Origin of the sequence: Ketobacter sp., assembly GCF_003671495.1 — a bacterium.
In the GTDB taxonomy this organism is placed as follows: Bacteria; Pseudomonadota; Gammaproteobacteria; order Pseudomonadales; family Ketobacteraceae; genus Ketobacter.
Map to the genome: position 1 here is coordinate 182,909 of NZ_RCHN01000013.1, position 17,408 is coordinate 200,316.

Genomic DNA, 17,408 nt, shown 5'->3' on the forward strand with positions numbered 1-17,408 from the left:
ATGAAACAATCACAACAAAAAAGCAATCAACAAGAGATTTAAGGCTTAAATTGCGTCGCGCTTAAATGGGGCGACTGCCATAGTTGGATTCGGGCTTGCGCGGTGGGTCCATGCGCACGTCTTTATCGATCTGCTTGATTTGACCACCACCGTTGAGAAAACGTTCCATGTCTTCCTGCAATTGACGACGCTCGGCTTCCCGTGAGCTCAGGCTACGGTCGCGGCCATCGTCGTAGGTAATGATATTGCTGGAATCGTTCTTGCTGTTTTCAGACCCATTGTTGTCTGAGTCATTGTTGTCGGAATCGTTCATATCGGAATCGTTGTTATAGCTCATCTCGCTGTCCTCAAAAATCGACTAACCCCAAGAGGTAAAAATATTTATAGTCGACCCAGAGAACTTTGCTAAAAAATTTTTGTTTTTTTCGATTTTGTTTTTTTCTATAAAATCATGAATCTATGAATTGAATTTCTAAAAACCCTTAAGTGCAAACCTTTTGATATTGATTTGCGGATTCTTATACCGGCTTGACGAAAAACCGGTTAAAAATCATACTTATAGATCTATTTACGCCCCATTTAAGGTCACTACCAAACGCCGGCTGCCACCCTGGTCCCGGTGCTCACAGAGGTAAATTCCCTGCCAGGTACCCAATGCCAATGCCCCCTGCCGGATGGGGATGGTCAGGCTGTTGCCCAGCAGGCTGTGCTTGATGTGGGCGGGCATGTCGTCGCTGCCTTCCAGGGTGTGCCGATAATATGGCTGGTTCTGGGGCACCATGTGATTGAAGTGGGATTCCATGTCCAGGCGCACGTCCGGGTCGGCATTTTCATTGATGGAAAGCGAGGCCGAGGTGTGCTGGATAAAGAAATGGGCCAGGCCCACCTCATAGTCCTTCAGGGGTGACGCCAGGGTCTGCTGGATCTCCGCCGTCACCAGGTGGAAACCGCGGGAGCGGGGCTTCAGGGTCAGGGTGGTCTGGTACCAGGGCATAGTCGATTCCTGTTGTTAAGAATAGAAGTTTGTACTCACTTACTGACGCCACTGCGTCGGGCTCATGCCGCAGTGCTGGCGAAAAGCACGGGCAAAGTTGGCGCTGTCGTTATACCCCAGGCGCAGGGCGATGGCCGTGATGCTGTCCTGATTCGCCATCAGGTATTGCTTGGCCAAAGCCATTTTCACCTCCGTCAGCAAATCCCGCCAGCGCACCCCTTCCTGCAACAGTTGCCGGCGCAGGGTTCGCTCCGACACATGCCGCTGCCGTGCCAGCGCATTTAAGGACGGCAGAGGCGGTCCCGCCTGCAGCAGGCACTGGCGCAACAGCTCCGCCCTGCCCCCGGGCTTGGGGATGGCGCTCAGCAAGGCTTCGCACTGCCGCACCGCCAACTGAAAGGATTGCTCGTTAGCCAAGGCCAGGGGAAAGCTCAGCAGTTCGGTGGGCAGGCTCAGGCGCAACTCGGCCGCGTCAAACTGTATGGCCACATCGCGGTACGCCGCCAGGGCTTCAGCATCATAGTGACTGACGGGATAAGGAATCTGGGCCCGCACCGACTGCCAGGTCTCCGGATACAGAAAGCGCCCCTGTACGTAAATGGACGCCGCGGTGGCATCCAGAATGAACTGGCAGAGGGGCTCGGCCATGGGCAGCGCCGGGCGGATCAACAGATGGCTCTGCCCGTCCTGTTCCTCCACCAGCAGATCCGTGAGCGGCATCACCAGGGGCTGGAAGCGCTGGGCCACCCGCAGGGCCTCCCCCAGGGTGGGCGCACACAGACCGGCGTAACCGGTGACCCCATGGGCGGACAGGTTCAGCCGTTGCCCCAGGTGGACACCGAGAGAGAGATTGCCCGTGGCCCGCAGGGACCAGCCCACCAGGGCCTCCACCTGCTCCAGGGTGAGAAAATCGTCCTGCTGGGAGCGAATGAAGTCCGCTGTCAGGCCAATGCGCGCCAGCGGCTCCATGGGGTCCAAAGAGCGTTCTTGCAGCAGCTGCAGCAACACGCGAAAGTAGCGGGCGGGGATAAAGGCAGTAGACATTCGTATACTGTCCGATAATGACTGATGATTGTCAATCCAGCACAGGCCGGGCTACGAGTTCATCGCTAGTCTTGGTAATCGCCGGTTTTGATCAGGCGCTAACATCATAACAACGACTACAGAGGGAAACCCCGTGAAACAGTATTTTGTTCCTGCGGGCGAAGCCGCCATCTGGGTAACCGAGCAGGGTAACCCGGAACATCCGACCTTGCTGTTGGTACACGGTTATCCGGACGACCACCGGGTGTGGTCCGCCGTCATCGAACACCTGCAGCAGGACTACCATATCCTGGCCCTGGATGTGCGGGGCGCGGGCAGCAGTACCCGCCCCCAGGACCGCTCCGCCTATAAGATTGAACGGGTGACTCCGGACTTCGCCGCCGTTATGGATCGGGTGGTCCCGGACAAACCCGTGCACCTGGTTGGCCATGACTGGGGCAGCAGCCTGTGCTGGTCGTTCGTCAGCGATCCGCAACTGGCCCGCCGCCTGGCCAGTTACACCAGCCTGTCCGGACCCCATGTGGGCCTGCTCTGGCAATGGATCAACCAACAGGTGCGCTCGGGTAAAATCAGCGGCCTGCAGAAGGCCCTGGCCCAGTTGTCCCACTCCTGGTACATCTTCGCCTTTCACCTGCCCAAACTGCCGGAAACCCTGTTCAACCGCTTCGGCACCAAACTGTGGCCACTGGTGATGCAACAGGGTGGCGTCCCGCAGGACGACGAATATCTGGAGCACAGCGCACAGGACATTCGCAGCATCACCCTGGACACCCTGGAGCTGTATCGCCAGAACGCGTTCAAGCCGCCGCCAGTGCCCGCACCGGGCAGCATTCAGGTACCGGTGCAGTTGGTGCTGCTGCAACAGGACCCTTTCATTCGCCCCTACATTTTCGAGAACCTGGAGCAGTACGTGGTGAACCTGACGCGGCGTACCCTGGACAGCAATCACTGGGCACCCCGCTCCCACCCCCAGCAGGTGGCGCAATTGATTGATCGCCATGTGCAGGCCGTGGAACAACAACGCCGTAATGCGGCATGATCCCCTGAACACGAGATTCGCAGCATGAAACAATTCAACCATAAAGTGGCCCTGATCACCGGTGCCGGCTCCGGCATCGGCCAGGCCACTGCCCTGGAACTGGCCCGGCGCGGTGCCGAACTCTGGCTGGTGGACATCAACGCAGCCGGCCTGGAAGACACCGCACAACAGATCCAGGCTGCAGGCGGCCGCTGTCACACCCAGGTGTGCAATGTGGGCTCCAGCACCGAGATGAAAAAACTGGCCAAGCGCGTGCATGAGGCCCACCCGGCCCTGGACATCCTCATCAACAACGCAGGCATCGGTGTCGCCGGCCGCTTTGTGGATACGTCGCTGAAAACCTGGAACAAGGTGCTGGACGTGAACGTGAAGGGCGTGATGCTGGGTTGCCACCTGTTTGCACCGAACATGATTGAACAGGGCCGCGGGCATATCGTGAACCTGGCCAGTGCGGCCGCGTTCATCGCCGCCAAGGACATGCCGGTGTATTCCATGTCGAAGTCCGCCGTGCTGGGCTTCAGTGAATCCCTGCGCGCAGATTTGCACGAGTATGGCATCGGTGTCTCCGCGGTGTGTCCGGGCATCATCAACACGCCCATCGTGGCCAATGCGGTGTTCGAAGGCAAACTGGGACAGAATGAGCATGTGAAAAGCAAGGCGGTGGATTTCTATAAAAAACGTAATTACACCGCCGACAAAGTGGCTCTGGGCATCCTGGATGCCATCGAGCACAACCTGGCGGTGCGCCCCATTTCACCGGAGGCCTGGGCCATGTATTGGGCCAAGCGCTGGGTACCCGGCGTGGTGGACTGGCTGGGGCGCCGGGACATTCCCTTTCTCACAGACTGAATTGCTCAGGCGGTGGCGGATTCCAACGTTGACCCGGACTGGGTTGGGTGCTGCGGTGGCGGCTGGCGCAACAGCAACTGACACAACCCCGGCACCACGATCAACGTCAACACCGTGCTCATGGCCAGGCCGGAGATCACGGCCCAGGCCAGCGGAGGCCATAACGTAGAGCTGGACAGCGCCAGTGGCAGCAGGCCCAGGATCGTGGTGGCGGTGGTCAGCAGAATGGGTGCCGTGCGCTGGCGGATGGCCTGTTGCACTGCCTCCAGCACGGATTTACCGCCGTGCATTTCCGTGTCCACCACGTCCAGCAAAACGATGGCGTTGTTCACCACGATCCCCACCAAGGCGATGACGCCCAACAGCGACTGAAACCCAAACGGCGATCCGGTCAACACCAGCCCCGGCAGAATGCCCACTGCGGCCAACGGAATAGTGGTCAACACCATCAACAGGCGCCGGTAGGAATTGAACTCCAACAGCATGAAGAAAATCATCACCATTATGCCGATGGGCGCGGTTTTCAGAATGGCCGCATTGGCGTCGTGGGAGCCTTCCGATTCCCCCCCCAGTACCACTTTCACACCCGCGGGCAGCGGCTGCGCTTCGATGCGGGCGAAGAACTCCGCCAGAATCTGGTTGAAGGCCGCGCCCGGTTGCAGCTCACTGTACAGGTTCACCGTGGGCACGCCATTGAAACGGTAGATTTCACTGTCGGCCACCGCCGCCTGAATGCTGGCCATGGTCTGAATGGGAATGGGCTGTTGCTCCTGATACAGGTACAACGCCGGCACCCGGTCCAGGCCGGTATGTTCACCGGAAAGGGAGCGCACCCGCATGGTAATGGGATCATTGCTGTAGCGGTACTGCCCTGCATCCAGCCCCCGCACCTGGCCGAAAATCTCGCCGGTGATCTGCGGCCGCTGAATGCCCAGCTCCGCACTGCTGTAATCGTCGATATTCAATTGCAGCTCGGCGATACCGGTATCCATGTTGGTGCGAATGGTGCGGGTGCCTTCGATCTCATAGAGCGCTTTTAACGCCTGGTGCGTTGCCGCTGTCAGTACGTCTTTATCCGCATGCTGCAGGCGAATCACAATGGGTGCCGGCAACGGTGGTCCCTGCCCCAACGGCTTGGCCACCAGGGTGGCTTCGGGCATCTGGAATTTCGCTTCCCGCTCTATCCAGTCGATGACCTTGCGATTGTCGGCAAAGGTCTGGGTATTCACCATCAGACGGGCCCGGTTCGGCGCATCCGGCAGCGACGACAAATTATAAAAATAGCGGAAACCGGTCATGCCCACGGAACGCATCACCGACTTCACCCCGTCCCGGGCCAGCAATTGCTGCTCCAGTCGCTCACTGAGTTCCGCCGTGTAATCCACCGGCGACCCCATGGGCAACTCCAGATCAATCACCACCTGATTACGATCCGCTGATGGGAAAAACTGCATCTTCATAAAGGGCACCATGGCCATCACCACCACCATCAACCCCAACACACCCAACAGCGCCCGCTTGGAATAATGCTGTTGCAACACCACCAGCTTCTCTGCAATCCAGTGACTGCCTGGCACCGCTTTCTGCTTGCCGGGCTTTAACCAATAGAACGCCACCAAAGGCAACAAAAACACCGAGATCACATAACTGGTGATCATGGCCAGCACGATCATCACGGGAATGCCGCGGGTGAAATCCGCAGTGCCACCCTTGGACAACAACAGGGGAATAAACGCCGCAATGGTGGTGCCGGTGGAGGAGAATAACGGCATGGCCAACTGCGCGATGGATTGTTTCACCGCCTCCGCCCGGGACAGCCCCAAACGCAACTGGGTCTCGATGGATTCCACAATGACGATGGCGTTGTCCACCAGGATGCCCAGGGAAATCACGATGCCGATCACGGCAATCTGATGCAGAATGCCGCCGCCCATGTTGTACACCGCCAGGGTAATCAACGCCACCACCGGCAGCACCAGTGCCACCAGCAATCCGGTACGCCAGCCCAGGGCCAGCAGTACAATCACGGCAATGATGCCGGCACTGATCATCAGGCTTACCTGCAGACTGTCCAGACGCTGCTTTACATAGGTGGGTTGGAAGAATGCTTCGCGGATTTCCAACGGGGCAAACTGCGGACGGATCTCCTGCAGTTTTTGCCGCAGCCCTTCACCAAAGGCAATGGTATCGGTTTGCCCGCGCACGGTAATCACACCCAGCGACACCGTGCGCTCACCGTTGTGAAAGGTCTGAGCCGCCAACGGCTCACGGGGCTCAATGCGAATACTGGCCAGCGCGTTCAAAGGCACCCGCTGCCCATTGGGCAGGGTGATGGGCAACAGCGCCAGATCATTCAACTGCTGCACATCGGACTGGGTATTGATGCGAATAAACCGCTTGCCGTTATTGATCAGGCCACCGGGGACAAGGGCGTTGCGTTGCTGCAGATGCTGCACAATGATCTGCCGGTTGATGCCCAGCTGATGCAACACGGTTTCATCGGTGGCAATTACCAGTTCTTTCTCCGGTGCACCGTTGATTTCAATGCGGGACACACCGGGCACCGTCAACAGATGCTGTTTGATCTCCTCCGCCGCATCCGCCAGCAGGATGGGGTCGTTGTCCCCCATCACACTCAACACCACCGTGGGAATGTCCATGCGCCGATCATCCAGTTCCATCTCGGACACACCATCGGGAAACGCCCTCTGTGCCCGTTCCATGGCCCGGCGCACACGGTCCCAGGCGGCGTCCGTATCATAGATACGATCCTGCAACTGAATCGTGAACACGGCAACATTGTCGCGGGAGATGGTCTCCAGCTGTTTGATTTCCTCCACCTGGGCCAGCTCTTCCTCCAGTGGCTCGGTGATCAGTTTTTCAATCTGGTCGGCGCTGGCGCCGGGGAACACCACTTTGAGGATGCCCACCCGATAGGGAAAACTGGGGTCTTCCTGCCGCGCCATACTGCCATAGGCCACCAGGCCCGCCAGCATCATGAGAATGGCAAAGCCGAAGACAAAGCGCTGGTAACGGGTCAGTAACCGATACAGGCTCATTGCACCACCTCGACATCGGCACCGGGATACAGCTGGTGATTACCGGCCACCACCACCGCATCCTGCGCCTGTAACGGACCATTGATCACGATCTTGTCGTTGATAACCTGCAGGGGTTGCACCGGCACCAGCTCCACCTGGTTGTCCGCCGTCACCCGATATACCGCGCTTTGCTGGCGGCCGGTTTTTACCAGGGAACTGGCGGGCAATACAAACTGCCCGGCCAACGCGGATTCAAACTGAATGTGCACCGTGGTGCCCGGAATCAAACCCGCATCCGCCAAACGTACAATCACCGTAGGCAACGCGCCGCGCTCGCGAAACGGCGTCACTTCATGCACCACACCGGCAAACTGGCGCTCCCCGGAAAACGGCGTGCGCACCGTCAGCACATCACCGGCCGCCACCGAAGCGGCAGCACCGTCGCTGACGATGACTTCAATTTCCACCTCATCCGGGTCCGCCAGTTGCAACAGGGGCTGACCCACCTGAATCACCTCCCCCGGTTCCACCGGCGTGGCGGTGATGACCCCGGCAAACGGCGCCCGAATGGTTTGCTCTGCATCCATCTGCTGGGCCTGCACGTACTGGGATTCAGCGGCATCGGTGGCGGCCTGGGCCGCCTGCACTGCACTGCGGGCGGATTCCATTTCCTGGATGGAGGCCACGTTCTTTTCATACAGGCTCTTGATGCGGTCGTAATCCCGTTGCGCCTGGGACACTTGCACTCGGGCCTGCTGCCAGCGCTGCTTGGCCGCCAACGCCTGGGGAGTGGCACCGGGGTTATAAACCTTGGCTAACACTTCCCCCTGCTTGACCTGGCTGCCCAGTTTCACCTCGCGCTCCAACAGGCGACCGCTGACCTGGGAACGAATGGTCACCCGGTTGGCGGCCCGGGCGGTGCCAATGAAGGTCTGGTACAGGCTGGGGGCTTTATCCTCCAGGTAAGACACCCGCACCGGCAAGCGGTTGGGGGCAGCCGCCTGGGGATCTGCCGCGTCCGGCACACTGGATTCAGAGCACGCGGTAAGCCACACCACCGCCATTGCATTCAGTAAAAACAAGCCAATTTTTGTTAGTGAATTCATTGCTCCGCCTCCGGCACCCGACCTTATTGACACATTGCCAACAATTGACATTTTGATAATAATTGACAGAATGTCAATATTTAAACCTGAAAGTTCAGGAGCAGCCCGGTTTGAGACCACGATCCAGAAACGAGGAAGAGAAACTCCAACGTCGCAACAGCATTTTGGATGCCGCCAGAAAGATAATTCTTTCAAAGGGTTATGAGAAAACCACCATGGATGATATCGCCCGTGCTGCGCAATTGAGCCGGGGGCTGCTGTATGTGTATTTTAAGGATAAAGATGACATTCAAATGGGCCTGGCGGTGCAGGCCGGCGAAGCCCTCTACACCCGCATGCAAGCCGCCGTGGATAAAACCCAGCGTGGCATCGACGCCCTCAGCGCCATCGGAGAAGCCTATTACCAGTTCTATCGCGAGGACCACGATCATTTTCAGTGTCTGTGCATGCGTATGAGCATGATCAACCCCAACCTGGACCGCACTCAGGATTCCTGCGCCCTGCGGGAGATGATGGCAGAGGAAGACAAGATCATGGCGCTGATGAGCGGCTGCGTTGAACGGGGCCTGGCAGACGGCACCGTCAATCCCGCCAAGGTGGATAATCCGTTGCAGACCGCCATGTTCATGCGCGGCTCACTGCACGGCGTGATCATGCTGCAGGACACCACCGGCAGCTCCCTGTTTGACCGGACCGAACTGGATCGGGAGGAACTGATCCGCTACGCCATGCGCATGGCGCTGGAGGAACTGCGGGCGTAAACCCTTCCGCCCGGATGCCGCTGCACGTACAATCGGGGCATGCAGACCCAAGTCTTCCACACCTCCAATACAACTCTGACAGGCCAAACCCGACCGCTGGTGGGCGTCAGCAGTTGCCTGATCGGTATGGCCGTGCGCTACGATGGCCAGCACAAGCGCCAGCCCACGCTGCTGGAACGCATCGCACCCCATGTGCAATTGCTGCCCCTGTGCCCGGAAAGCATGGCGGGCATGGGCATTCCGCGGGGGCCGGTGAACCTGATTCAGGATGGCGACCAGGTGCGTGCGGTGGGCCGCGACGATCCGGAGCGGGATGTCACCGGGCGCCTGCGCACCATGGGCCAGATTGTCGGCCGCACCTATCCAGCGTTATGTGGCTATATTCTGCAAAGCCGTTCCCCAAGCTGCGGTTATCACAGCACACCGATTTTCAACGCGGACCAGTCCAGCGTACTGCACAATCAGGGCAACGGGCTGTTTGTGGCGGAGTTGCTGCTGCGGTTTCCGGATCTGCCCATGCTGGATGACCGACAGCTGGACCCCGATCACATTACGCTTTTTCTGGAGAACGTCCGGCAACGAGCCCAACGCATGCAACATGAATAACCATAACCATAAAACCCACGAACCGGACTTTCTGGTGGATTGGGAAGCCGACGACAGCCACGGCATCGAACGCATCGACCTGGAGCAACTGGCAAGAAAGGGCGCCTTTGAATACAGCGGCAACCTGCGCAATGCCATGGCCTCCCTGCACACCGACACCACCCATGTGGAAGTGAGCGACCTGGATCACAGCAGCCCCATGAACCTGACGTTCACCCCCAACCGCACCGTGCTGTCCACGCTGGTGGCCGCCACTGCCAGCATCGAGTACGGTTACCCGGAAGAAAACCTGGTGCGCACCGCTGCCGTGGGCAGCGTGCTGTTTATGTTGCCGGGGCGCGAACTGCAGGCCCGCATCACCCCCGGTCGGCTGTGCGCCGTAACCTGCTCCTTTGATAACGATTATGCGGCGCAGTTCATGGGGCCCCTGGCCACACTCACTCACGCCCAACTGCATCAGGCATTGGATTTTAGAAGCTCGCTGATCTCCTCCATCCTGCTGCGGCTCATGCAGGAGGCACTCGCCCCCGGTGCCATCCACCAGCGGGTGGTGGAATCCCTGGGCCATGCCATGCTCACCGAATGCGCCCACTGGTTGCAGGCACCGGAGCAGGATGTCAAAGGCGCCTTTACCGCCCGGGAATTCCAGATGATCGAGCACTACCTGGCCGGGCTCACCGGCAAGGCTCCCAATGTGGCCGACCTGGCCGCCCTCTGCGGTTTCAGCGAACGCTACTTTGCCAAACGCTTTCGCGAATTCAGTGGCGTTCCCATTTCCCAATACATCAAGGCTGTACAACTGGCCAAGGCCAAGTCCCTGTTACTGGAAACCGATCTGCCGCTGAAAGAAATCGCCTATCGCCTGGGTTTCAGTTCCACCGCCAACTTCACCGCGTCCTTCCGCACCGCCACCGGCATCACCCCCGGGCAATTTCGAAAATCGCAATAGCCTGGCAGTGGTGGCGGCAGTCGCATTTCAATAGCAATCGTCGCTTATCAATAGCCTTTTTCATTGTCTCACCGGGCGTGATTTTTTAAGGTGGTGAGACCAAAGAGGGAAACGTCTGTGAAGGCGGATTCTCAATAACAATATAAAAGCACTCTAAAAACCCTCGTGGAGCCCATCATGTTAATCCCAAGCATTCAGTCCGTGACCCGGATTGCGGCGTTGGCCGCCCTGTGCCTGTTAAGCGCCTGCCAGGGCACAGACGCCGAAATCGAGCGAGCCCCCAAAATCGGTTTGATCTGGACCGCCCCCACCCTGATCCCATTCGAAGACATGGGTTATGAACTGGAGGAATTCTTTTTCAGTGGCACCGCCAACCATTACGTCAACCGCACAGAATTAACTCCCGACGGCCAGTGGGAGGTGGAACCCAGCGGCGAGACCGCCGCTTACAAATCCCGCCTCTTTGTCTATCGCCCCACAGACCCGGCCCACTTCAACGGCACCGTGGTGATCGAATGGATGAACGTGTCCGGCGGTATCGACACGCCCACCGAATGGATCACCGCCCACACGGAATTCATGCGTCAGGGTTACGCCTATGTGGCGGTTTCCGCTCAGCAGATGGGAATCGAGGGCGGCCCCATGCCCCTGCCCCGCCAGGTGCCCTTCTGCCTTGCGGTTAAATGCACGCACCCATTGCGCTACCGTAGCCTGCACCATCCGGGCGACAGTTTCTCCTACGATATTTTTATGAAAGCGGCAGAGTTGGTACGACGGCCCCGGGCAATCAATCCCCTGGGTGAACTCAGCGCGGAGCGCATCATTGCCACCGGCGAATCTCAATCCGCCCATCGTCTGGTGACCCTGGTGAACGCCTTCGGCAAGAACACCGACCTGTTTGACGGCTATTTCATTCACAGCCGCTTGGGTGAAGGCATTCCGGAATTGGGCGGCGGTGCCTCCGCCCCGTTGTCCCAGGCACCCCAGGCGGACATCGTGCCCCCCACAACCGCACAACTGCGGGCGGACCTCGGGGTGCCCATCATCAACCTGCAAACCGAAACCGACCAGATCCCACTGGGTGCCCTCAGCAGCCGCCAGCCGGACAATTCGTTTTTCCGTCTGTGGGAAGTGGCCGGGACTGCGCACGCGGATTTATACGTGGCGCGCTATGGTTTGCTGGATGATGGGGATGATGTGGTCACCGCCGAATTGAAATACCTGAAGCGGGCCAACCCGGTGTTGCCCGCGTGCCCGGATTTTATTTCCAGCGCACCGCAGCACCACTTTGCCGTCAAAGCCGCGTTTCGCACCCTGCACCAGTGGCTGGCGGAGGCAACCGTGCCGCCATCCTATCCACGGCTGCAGGTCAACGAGCAGCAGGATGGCTTTGCACTGGATGCCTACGGTAATGCGCTGGGCGGTATCCGCAGCCCCTACGTGGATGCGCCCCTGGCCCGGCTTTCCGGTTTGAACAATGCAGATCGGAACGAGGATGGGTTGTGCTTTCTGTACGGCTCCATGGCGGCGCTGGACCCGGCCACGCGGCAAACCCTGTATGCAGATAAAGCGGATTACATCGCAGCAGTGACCCAGGCCACCGCAGCCGCCGTCGCCCACGGCACCCTGCTGGCAGAGGACGCTCCGCTGGTGTTAGCGGCGGCGGAGCGGGTTGAATTTCGGTGAGTTCAGCGAGCGGATCAAATCGCTTCCCGAAACAGGGCCTCATACTGCGCTGTACTGAACGCAATCGGATTCCCACCGGCGGCCGGGTCCCGCGCTGACATGGCAGCCACTACCGTTGCTTGGGTGGTATCGATTCCCAGGGCGGACAAACCATGAGGAATGCCCACCTGCGCCCGCAGCGCCAGAATCCATTGCAGGAAGCCGGCAAAGCTTGCCTCCTCCAAATTCAGATAACGGGCCAGGCGGACGATGCGATCTTCGATGGCAGACCGGTTGGCCTGCAACACATACGGCATGAGGATGGCATTGAGCATGCCGTGGTGTGCGTCGTAAAGGGCCCCCAGACTATGGGCCAGGGCGTGCATGGCCCCCAGGCCTTTCTGGAAGGCGGTGGCCCCCATGGCCGATGCCACCAGCATGTGGGTGCGGGCCTCCAGATCCTGGCCGTCCGCCACCGCACGGGGCAAGTACTCCTGCACCAGGCGAATGCCTTCCAGGGCGATCCCCTCCGCCATGGGATGGTAGAAATTGGAACACAGCGCCTCCAGGTTATGGGACAGCGCATCCATGCCGGTGGCCGCCGTCAACTTCGCCGGCAGGCCAACGCTGAGAATGGGATCCAGGATGACTTTACCCGGCAGCATATTGGGGTGAAAAATGATTTTCTTGACCTTGTTCTCGGCATCGGTGATCACGGAGGAACGGCCCACTTCGGAACCGGTACCCGCCGTGGTGGGGATTGCCACCACCGGCACCATGCCTGCGGTATTCACCCGGGTCCAGTTATCCCCCACATCCTCGAACGCCCAGATGGGTTGATCCTGTCCCACCATCAAGGCCACGGCTTTACCGGCATCCAGCGCAGAACCGCCACCCAGGGCAATGACACCATCATGGTGACCGGCGCGGAACGCAGCCACCCCGGCATCCACATTGGCGGACGTGGGATTGCCTTTCACATCACTGAACAACGTCGCCGTTAAACCGTTGGCGTTGCAGTGGGACAACAGCTCTGCCGTGAGCGGCAGCGCCGCCAAACCGGGGTCCGTCACCAGCAACGGGGTACGAATACCCAATTGCTCACAACACTGCACCAGTTCTTTCCATCGACCGGCCCCCACCAGCACCGACGTAGGGTAATTCCAATTTGCCTGCAATGAACTCATATCGCCCACACTCAATTCAAACGCGTTTTAAATGGAAGGACTTGGGACGGGTCACCTGCTCGAACCCAATCACCGACAACGTGCAACCACGGCCGGACTGTTTGACGCCTGTCCAGGCCAGAGCCGGGTCCAGGTAATCACAACGATTGATGAAAAAGGTTCCGGTTTCCACCTGTTCGCCGATGGCGATGCCGGCAGCTTCATCTTGCGTGAACACGGCCGCCGTCAAGCCAAAATCGGAATCGTTCATCAGGGCAATGGCTTCTTCATCCCCCGCCACTTTTTGCACGCCCACCACCGGGCCGAAGGATTCCTCGGTCATGAGGCGCATACTGTGGTTCACCTGGGTCAGCAACTGCGGCGCCAGATAGGGGGTGCCGGGCTGGCTCAGGGGAAAGCGGGCTTCATCAATATGACAGCGGGCGCCCTGGGCGACCGCCTCGGCAATTTGCTCGCGTACAAAATCCGCCGCTGCGGCTTTCACCATGGGGCCCAGGGTCGTTGCCGGATCATCAGACCGGCCCAGGGTGTATTGATACACCAGCTCCACCGCACGGGCCACGAACTCATCGTACACATCCTCGTGCACATAAATCCGTTCTATACCACAACAACTCTGGCCGGAATTGAAAAACGCGCCATCCACCAGGGTTTCCACAGCATGATTCAGGTCAGCGTCGGCACGCACATAAGCCGGGTCCTTGCCACCCAATTCCAGGCCCACGGATTTGAAATGCCCTGCGGCCACCCGTTCCACCATGGCACCGCCGGGTACCGAGCCCGTGAAGGCTATCTGGTCAATAGCGGGATGGGCGATGAGCTTTTCGGTATCCGCATGGGTTAGATGCAGAAACTGGAACACGCCGGGGGGAAGACCCGCTGCCACAAAGGCGCTGTGCAACTGCTCGGCACACAGCGGGGTTTGTGCGGAGTGTTTCAGCAGCACCACATTGCCGGCCAGGAGCGCGGGAATGATGCTGTTGATGGCGGTGAGATAAGGATAGTTCCAGGGCGCGATCACCATCACCATGCCCAGGGGTTCACGTTTGATATAACGGGTAAAACCGGGCTTGTCCTCCACCGCAATATTGGCCAGCGCCTTAGGTGCGGCGTCGATCATATAGCGGGCCCGCTCCGCCAACCCACGCACTTCGCCGGCAGCGTATTGAATGGGGCGACCCATCTGCCAGCAAATCTGGTGGGCGATTTCCTCGGCGTTGGCCTCAAAGGCCGCCACCATGGCGCGGCACAAACGCTGCCGTTCCGCCAGGGGCGTGCTCCGCCAAGCGGGTTGCGCCAGTTGCGCCCGTGCCAGGGCCTCGTTGATTTCCGCCGCCGTAGCATAGTGGCGGCTGGCATACACGCTGCCGTCCAGCGGCGAGATAATATTGAATTCAGTCATGGTCACAGGGCCGCTTAAATAATTTCAAAGTAACGTTTCAGTTCCCAGTCGGTAATGTGTTTGCGGAATTCCTGGGCTTCCCACAGGCGGGTGCCCACGTAGTGATCCACAAAGGCTTTTCCAAAGAGGTCCTGGGCCACCTGGGATTTGGCCAGCCTTCCTGCCGCACGCTCCAGAGTGTGGGGCAGCTCCAGATAATCCGGAAAGGTCTGTTCGTAAGCATTACCGGTGACCTGGGGTTCCAGGGTCAGGCGCTGCTCAATGCCCATGAGGCCAGAGCCCAACGCCGCCGCCAGGGCAATGTAGGGATTGGCATCGGCGGAACCAAAGCGGAATTCCACCCGCTGGGATTTTTCCGAGCCGGGAATCACCCGCAGGGAGGTGGTGCGGTTTTCCACACCCCAGGTGGCGTGGGTGGGCGCCCAGAAACCGGGAATCATGCGGCTGTAGGCATTCACCGTCTGCGCATACATGGCGGTCAGTTCGGCCATGTATTTCTGTTGCCCGGCCACAAACTGACGCTGCAGTTCGCTCATATTGTGCAACGCCCCATCCTGGTGAAACACCGGTTGATGGTGCTTGTTCTGCAAAGAAATATGAATGTGGCCACTCTGGCCCGGGTAATCGTTGGACCACTTGGCCATGAACGTGGCCATCATATTGTTGCGTTGTGCCCACACTTTGGTGAACGTTTTGAACAGCAGCGCCTTGTCAGCGGCGTCCAAGGCGTTGTCCACGGCGATCGCGGCCTCCAGTACACCGGGTCCGGTTTCCGTGTGCAGGCCTTCCACGGGGAAATCCATCTGTTGGCTCAGGGCCAGCAATTCCTGGTACAACTCGGCGTGCACTGAACTGCGCAATACGGAATAGCCGAAGAAGCCGGGCGTGATGGGATTCAGGTTGCGATAACCTTTCTCCCGCACCGAGTGCGGTGTTTCATTGAAAAGAAAGAACTCATACTCAAAGGCGGTCTTGGCCTCAAACCCCATGGCGCCGGCCATCTCCAGAATCCGTTTCAGCACCCCCCGGGGGCAGATGGCCTCGGCGGCGCCGTCGAACTCCGCCAGAAAGAACAGCATGCCCGGCTCACCGTACACCTCGCGACAACTGTCCGGCACAATGCGCACCTGGGCATCCGGGTAACCGGTCTGCCAGCCGGTGTACTGAATGTTCACCCCTTCATAGAGCTGGTCGTTACTGTCCCATCCCAACACCACATCGCAGAAACCGAAGCCTTTATCCAGGGCGGAGAAAAATTTCTCCCGACTCATGTACTTGCCCCGAATCACACCGTCAATGTCCGCCACGCCCACTTTGACGTGGCTGAGCTCCCGCTGCTGCACGATAGCCTTGGCTTGCTCAACGGTGTGTACTTTGCGGGGATCCAGGGGGTCGGTCATCGGCATGCTCCTCAGGGCCTGAATTGGGTATCTATGAACGGGTCTATGAATTGTGTGGTTCTACACTGATTGACCAACACTATACTCCAACACCCCGCCCGCGCACACTGGTGCTTCCGCTGCGGGTCAATCGCTCAAGGGGTTGCGGCCGCAGCCGGTGGTGCACAGATGAACGGCGCATGATAGTCCAACTGTAGCAGGCGAAAGTAGTTCTCCCCCAGGGCCACATTGCGGAATGCCTCGTCGTCCATCACCCGCAACGCCCGGCTGGTGACTTCCAGTTCCCTGGCATACTGGTCCCGGGTTTTGGTACCGGCAGCTACAAAGTCGGAGCCGGGCAGAATCCGGGTGGAGTATTCATTGAAAAAGGGAACAAACACCTCGCCCCATTGATGGTAGGCGTTGTAAAGCACGTCCCAGGAGATATCCAACATCAACCTGGGATAACGATCCAGCAGCGACTTCATCAGCGCCACATGGGTGTTGGCGTCCATGGTGGTCAATTCTTTCGACAAGCCCATGTGGGCCCAGACGATGGGGTTATCCGGGTAGCGTTCCAGCACATGCTCCATCAGATAGAGGAACTCCGTGGGATTGGCATCATTGCCCAGATCCGCATGCAATGTGACCGGAATATTACGCTCCCGCAGAATCTGCATAAACGGCGCCCAGCCATCAATGCTCTCCCGCGTGGCCGGTTCATGCTGGTTGCCCAACAGCGCCTGCTTCATGACATTCAGCTCCCCCGCCCAGCGAAACAGGCCCGGAAACTCCCGGTCGTACAGCGCCACCATGCGGGCCGCCTGTTCCGGGTGGGCCAGGTCCACAAAGGTCATGGACAGGGTGATATGGAGTTGATCGTGGGGGAAGGTTGTCACCTCCACTGCGTTCACCACGTCGTTTTTGATGCTGGGGTTCGCCGGCACCCCCAGGCAATCCAGATAATAGGTACAGCCGGAATCCGGCGACAGCACCTGGCCAATGCCGAAATAATTCACAAAGCGCACGCCCTGCTCATCCAACAGTTCAAACAGCTCCGTGGCAGGCATGGCGGGGCCACCAAAAGGTCGAGGATGAAAATGGGCGTCCACCACCGCGGTGTAAGGTTCCCGCTCGCGATCAAAGCAGGCCTGCTCGGCACTGGGCAGGGCGAAGGAGGCAAGACTGCGGTGAGGCACCGCCGGATCAGCCTGAGGCATCAGTTCGCAGGCTGTCAGCCCCATCACGGCGCACAGCGCGCTGATCCACTGCCAGCACAGGGTGGGGTGGCGGTTGGCCGGTGGGGACATAGCAGGCTCCTTGATTGCCATTTTCACAAAAGCCGTTTTAGCATGACACTCCGGTTGATACAGTGGCAGCGTACCA

Annotated in this window: 15 protein-coding genes; 6 read left to right on the plus strand and 9 right to left on the minus strand. The window is 59.1% G+C overall.

Annotated elements, in window-relative coordinates:
• Nucleotides 1-61: 61 nt before the first annotated feature.
• The 3 genes from D9N14_RS05685 to D9N14_RS05695 form a co-directional block, all read right to left on the minus strand.
• On the minus strand, nt 62-337 hold the full coding sequence (locus D9N14_RS05685) for a hypothetical protein (RefSeq protein WP_290577866.1): 276 nt from the start codon (nt 335-337) through the stop codon (nt 62-64).
• A 231-nt stretch (nt 338-568) separates the two neighbouring features.
• The gene (locus D9N14_RS05690) at nt 569-994 is read right to left on the minus strand and encodes a secondary thiamine-phosphate synthase enzyme YjbQ (protein ID WP_290577868.1); all 426 of its coding nucleotides are present in this window, start codon (nt 992-994) and stop codon (nt 569-571) included.
• Nucleotides 995-1,033: 39 nt separating this feature from the next.
• The gene (locus tag D9N14_RS05695; RefSeq protein ID WP_290577870.1) at nt 1,034-2,038 is read right to left on the minus strand and encodes an AraC family transcriptional regulator; all 1,005 of its coding nucleotides are present in this window, start codon (nt 2,036-2,038) and stop codon (nt 1,034-1,036) included.
• A gap of 133 nt (nt 2,039-2,171) precedes the next feature.
• On the opposite strand from D9N14_RS05695, the gene D9N14_RS05700 reads away from it, so the two are divergent.
• Nucleotides 2,172-3,077 (plus strand): alpha/beta fold hydrolase, encoded by a 906-nt coding sequence (locus D9N14_RS05700; protein WP_290577872.1) that lies wholly within the window; start codon nt 2,172-2,174, stop codon nt 3,075-3,077.
• A gap of 24 nt (nt 3,078-3,101) precedes the next feature.
• Nucleotides 3,102-3,926, plus strand: a complete 825-nt coding sequence (locus D9N14_RS05705) for an SDR family NAD(P)-dependent oxidoreductase (protein WP_290577874.1) — start codon at nt 3,102-3,104, stop codon at nt 3,924-3,926.
• A 5-nt stretch (nt 3,927-3,931) separates the two neighbouring features.
• On the opposite strand, the gene D9N14_RS05710 is transcribed toward D9N14_RS05705, so the two are convergent.
• Entirely contained in the window at nt 3,932-6,985 is a 3,054-nt protein-coding gene (locus D9N14_RS05710) for an efflux RND transporter permease subunit (RefSeq protein WP_290577876.1), read from the minus strand.
• Nucleotides 6,982-8,073: an efflux RND transporter periplasmic adaptor subunit gene (locus D9N14_RS05715; protein ID WP_290577878.1), complete on the minus strand. Its 1,092-nt coding sequence runs from the start codon at nt 8,071-8,073 to the stop codon at nt 6,982-6,984. The genes D9N14_RS05710 and D9N14_RS05715 overlap by 4 nt, the downstream gene beginning before the upstream one ends.
• 164 nt (nt 8,074-8,237) lie before the next feature.
• On the opposite strand from D9N14_RS05715, the gene D9N14_RS05720 reads away from it, so the two are divergent.
• The 4 genes from D9N14_RS05720 to D9N14_RS05735 all read left to right on the plus strand — a co-directional run bounded on the left by D9N14_RS05720 (nt 8,238) and on the right by D9N14_RS05735 (nt 12,075).
• Entirely contained in the window at nt 8,238-8,834 is a 597-nt protein-coding gene (locus D9N14_RS05720; RefSeq protein WP_290578053.1) for a TetR/AcrR family transcriptional regulator, read from the plus strand.
• A gap of 39 nt (nt 8,835-8,873) precedes the next feature.
• The gene (locus D9N14_RS05725; RefSeq protein ID WP_290577880.1) at nt 8,874-9,440 is read left to right on the plus strand and encodes a DUF523 domain-containing protein; all 567 of its coding nucleotides are present in this window, start codon (nt 8,874-8,876) and stop codon (nt 9,438-9,440) included.
• Nucleotides 9,433-10,389, plus strand: coding sequence for a helix-turn-helix transcriptional regulator (locus D9N14_RS05730; protein WP_290577882.1), 957 nt, complete (start codon nt 9,433-9,435; stop codon nt 10,387-10,389). Before D9N14_RS05725 ends, D9N14_RS05730 begins: the two co-directional genes overlap by 8 nt.
• A gap of 177 nt (nt 10,390-10,566) precedes the next feature.
• The gene (locus D9N14_RS05735; protein WP_290577884.1) at nt 10,567-12,075 is read left to right on the plus strand and encodes an alpha/beta hydrolase domain-containing protein; all 1,509 of its coding nucleotides are present in this window, start codon (nt 10,567-10,569) and stop codon (nt 12,073-12,075) included.
• Nucleotides 12,076-12,089: 14 nt separating this feature from the next.
• On the opposite strand, the gene D9N14_RS05740 is transcribed toward D9N14_RS05735, so the two are convergent.
• From D9N14_RS05740 to D9N14_RS05755, 4 genes are all read right to left on the minus strand, one after another.
• Entirely contained in the window at nt 12,090-13,241 is a 1,152-nt protein-coding gene (locus tag D9N14_RS05740) for an iron-containing alcohol dehydrogenase (RefSeq protein ID WP_290577886.1), read from the minus strand.
• 16 nt (nt 13,242-13,257) lie between these two features.
• Entirely contained in the window at nt 13,258-14,643 is a 1,386-nt protein-coding gene (locus D9N14_RS05745; protein ID WP_290577888.1) for an aldehyde dehydrogenase family protein, read from the minus strand.
• Nucleotides 14,644-14,657: 14 nt separating this feature from the next.
• Entirely contained in the window at nt 14,658-16,043 is a 1,386-nt protein-coding gene (locus tag D9N14_RS05750) for a glutamine synthetase family protein (protein WP_290577890.1), read from the minus strand.
• 134 nt (nt 16,044-16,177) lie between these two features.
• Entirely contained in the window at nt 16,178-17,332 is a 1,155-nt protein-coding gene (locus D9N14_RS05755; RefSeq protein ID WP_290577892.1) for an amidohydrolase family protein, read from the minus strand.
• Nucleotides 17,333-17,408: the final 76 nt, after the last annotated feature.

Bases quoted from the DNA above. Each gene is read 5' to 3' on its own strand.
- D9N14_RS05685 (WP_290577866.1), bottom strand. From the start codon at position 337: ATGAGCTATAACAACGATTCCGATATGAACGATTCCGACAACAATGAC.
- D9N14_RS05690 (WP_290577868.1), bottom strand. From the start codon at position 994: ATGCCCTGGTACCAGACCACCCTGACCCTGAAGCCCCGCTCCCGCGGT.
- D9N14_RS05695 (WP_290577870.1), bottom strand. From the start codon at position 2,038: ATGTCTACTGCCTTTATCCCCGCCCGCTACTTTCGCGTGTTGCTGCAG.
- D9N14_RS05705 (WP_290577874.1), top strand. From the start codon at position 3,102: ATGAAACAATTCAACCATAAAGTGGCCCTGATCACCGGTGCCGGCTCC.
- D9N14_RS05710 (WP_290577876.1), bottom strand. From the start codon at position 6,985: ATGAGCCTGTATCGGTTACTGACCCGTTACCAGCGCTTTGTCTTCGGC.
- D9N14_RS05715 (WP_290577878.1), bottom strand. From the start codon at position 8,073: ATGAATTCACTAACAAAAATTGGCTTGTTTTTACTGAATGCAATGGCG.
- D9N14_RS05725 (WP_290577880.1), top strand. From the start codon at position 8,874: ATGCAGACCCAAGTCTTCCACACCTCCAATACAACTCTGACAGGCCAA.
- D9N14_RS05730 (WP_290577882.1), top strand. From the start codon at position 9,433: ATGAATAACCATAACCATAAAACCCACGAACCGGACTTTCTGGTGGAT.
- D9N14_RS05735 (WP_290577884.1), top strand. From the start codon at position 10,567: ATGTTAATCCCAAGCATTCAGTCCGTGACCCGGATTGCGGCGTTGGCC.
- D9N14_RS05740 (WP_290577886.1), bottom strand. From the start codon at position 13,241: ATGAGTTCATTGCAGGCAAATTGGAATTACCCTACGTCGGTGCTGGTG.
- D9N14_RS05745 (WP_290577888.1), bottom strand. From the start codon at position 14,643: ATGACTGAATTCAATATTATCTCGCCGCTGGACGGCAGCGTGTATGCC.
- D9N14_RS05750 (WP_290577890.1), bottom strand. From the start codon at position 16,043: ATGACCGACCCCCTGGATCCCCGCAAAGTACACACCGTTGAGCAAGCC.
- D9N14_RS05755 (WP_290577892.1), bottom strand. From the start codon at position 17,332: ATGTCCCCACCGGCCAACCGCCACCCCACCCTGTGCTGGCAGTGGATC.